Genomic DNA, 1,688 nt, shown 5'->3' with positions numbered 1-1,688 from the left:
TCCTACTGTGCAACCTGCGATGCCAAGTATTATGCCGATAAAGAAGTGGTAGTAATCGGAGGAGGCAATTCGGCTGTGGAAGAATCTGAATTTATCAGTCATTTTGCCCGTAAAATAACGATTATCCATCAGTTTGATAAGTTCAATGCCAACAAAAGGGCTCAGGACAAAGTATTTGCCAATCCCGGGATTCATATCCTTTTTGAACACGAACCCCGTTCATTTACCAGAAAAGGGGATAAAATGCTGACGGAAATTGAGGATCTGAAGAGTAAAACAAGAGAAACCATTGAAAGCGATGGCGTCTTCATCTTTGTCGGTTTCAAACCCAATATCCAGCTATTTGAAGGCAAACTCGTTCTCGACCAGTGGGGATACATCAAAACTGATGAAGATATGCTGACCAATATACCCGGAGTGTATGCAGTGGGCGATGTAATCAGTAAGAAATACCGCCAGATTACTACGGCTGTTGCCGACGGAACCATCGCAGCAATTGCCATTGCAAAAGAATTATATTGATGTATTAACTAAATTCATATTTACATGGAAAAAAACATGGGATCTACGGACAGGACAATCAGGATACTGGTTGCTGTCGTCATTTTTGTTCTGTATTTTATAGATGTAATCTCAGGAGCATTGGCCGTCATCCTGCTTATCCTTGCAAGTATTGCCATTGTAACAAGCCTCATTGGCTTTTGTCCGCTATATAAACTACTTGGAATAAGTACCAACAAAAAGAAAGAATAAAAAGAGGTGTGCTTCACCTCTTTTTTCGTTTCTGAAAATTTTATTACCTGGTCTTACCCTTCTTCATCCCTGGTTTATATAACAAAACTTCCGTTTTTTCAACAGTCATAATGCATCCATTTTTTACCTTATCAAAATAAGGAGTAATGATTTCACAGAAACCATCAATTTTTTCAGCCTCATCAACCATTTCCACCACCATAGGGACCTTTTCCGTCACTTCCCAGATTTTCAAGGAATAGACCATGCTGCTGGCGCCAAATCCCATGACTCCCTTAAGTACTGTTGCCCCTGCCAGGCCGTAGCGTTTGGCAGCAAATACAAGCACTTCATACAAAGGTCTATGCTTGAATTTATCCGTAGAACTAATAAATATCTTTAAGAGTTTTGCTTCTCCTTCGGTTTTCATACGAATATAGTTTAATTTTCAAAGGTCGTATGGAACTCCATGTTTGCTATTTCCATTCGTGTTTTGTGTTTATTTGCAAACATGTTCGTTTCATAATTAAATAATTTTTGTTAGTAAATTACCAAGATATACAGCAAGTATTCCCAGAAAGATACTGAGCCCGACATACAAAAGGGAATAGAAAAATTCCGCATCCCGCAGCATGGTCAGATTCTCGTTGGCAAAGGTTGAAAAAGTCGTAAATCCTCCGCAAAAACCGACGGTCAGAAACATTCGCAATTCCGGGGTAACCAAACTGCTCTTTTCCGAAAATCCATAGAACAGGCCAATGAGAAAACATCCCAGAACATTAATAATAAACGTTCCTAAAGGAAAAGAAGAAGGGAAATATACCTGTATGTATTTTGAAGTAAGAAAACGGGAAACAGTTCCCAGAAAACCACCCGCACCGATAATAAGAATTTGTCTAAACATCATTCAAAATTAAAATTATTCGAAAATAGTAGGAGTTATCAGCTTATTCAGG

At 38.7% G+C, this 1,688-nt stretch carries 4 protein-coding genes; 2 read left to right on the top strand and 2 right to left on the bottom strand.

Annotated elements, in window-relative coordinates; translation table 11 throughout:
- A partial coding sequence (locus Q8907_16910; protein ID MDP4275950.1) for an FAD-dependent oxidoreductase occupies window positions 1–522 on the top strand: 522 nt, incomplete at its 5' end.
- Between the two features lie 24 nt (window positions 523–546).
- On the top strand, window positions 547–753 hold the full coding sequence (locus tag Q8907_16905; protein ID MDP4275949.1) for a DUF2892 domain-containing protein: 207 nt from the start codon (window positions 547–549) through the stop codon (window positions 751–753).
- A gap of 43 nt (window positions 754–796) precedes the next feature.
- Here the strand turns inward: Q8907_16905 and Q8907_16900 are convergent, their stop codons facing one another.
- Entirely contained in the window at window positions 797–1,162 is a 366-nt protein-coding gene (locus tag Q8907_16900) for a DUF190 domain-containing protein (protein ID MDP4275948.1), read from the bottom strand.
- A gap of 96 nt (window positions 1,163–1,258) precedes the next feature.
- Window positions 1,259–1,636, bottom strand: a complete 378-nt coding sequence (crcB, locus tag Q8907_16895) for a fluoride efflux transporter CrcB (GenBank protein ID MDP4275947.1) — start codon at window positions 1,634–1,636, stop codon at window positions 1,259–1,261.
- Window positions 1,637–1,688 lie beyond the last annotated feature (52 nt).

This window comes from Bacteroidota bacterium (genome assembly GCA_030706565.1).
In the GTDB taxonomy this organism is placed as follows: Bacteria; Bacteroidota; Bacteroidia; order Bacteroidales; family JAUZOH01; genus JAUZOH01.
This window is presented reverse-complemented; position numbering and strand designations above follow the sequence as displayed.

What these genes read in the sequence shown, in the direction of transcription:
- Q8907_16905 (MDP4275949.1), top strand. Translation starts at nt 547, where the DNA reads ATGGAAAAAAACATGGGATCTACGGACAGGACAATCAGGATACTGGTT.
- Q8907_16900 (MDP4275948.1), bottom strand. Translation starts at nt 1,162, where the DNA reads ATGAAAACCGAAGGAGAAGCAAAACTCTTAAAGATATTTATTAGTTCT.
- crcB (MDP4275947.1), bottom strand. Translation starts at nt 1,636, where the DNA reads ATGTTTAGACAAATTCTTATTATCGGTGCGGGTGGTTTTCTGGGAACT.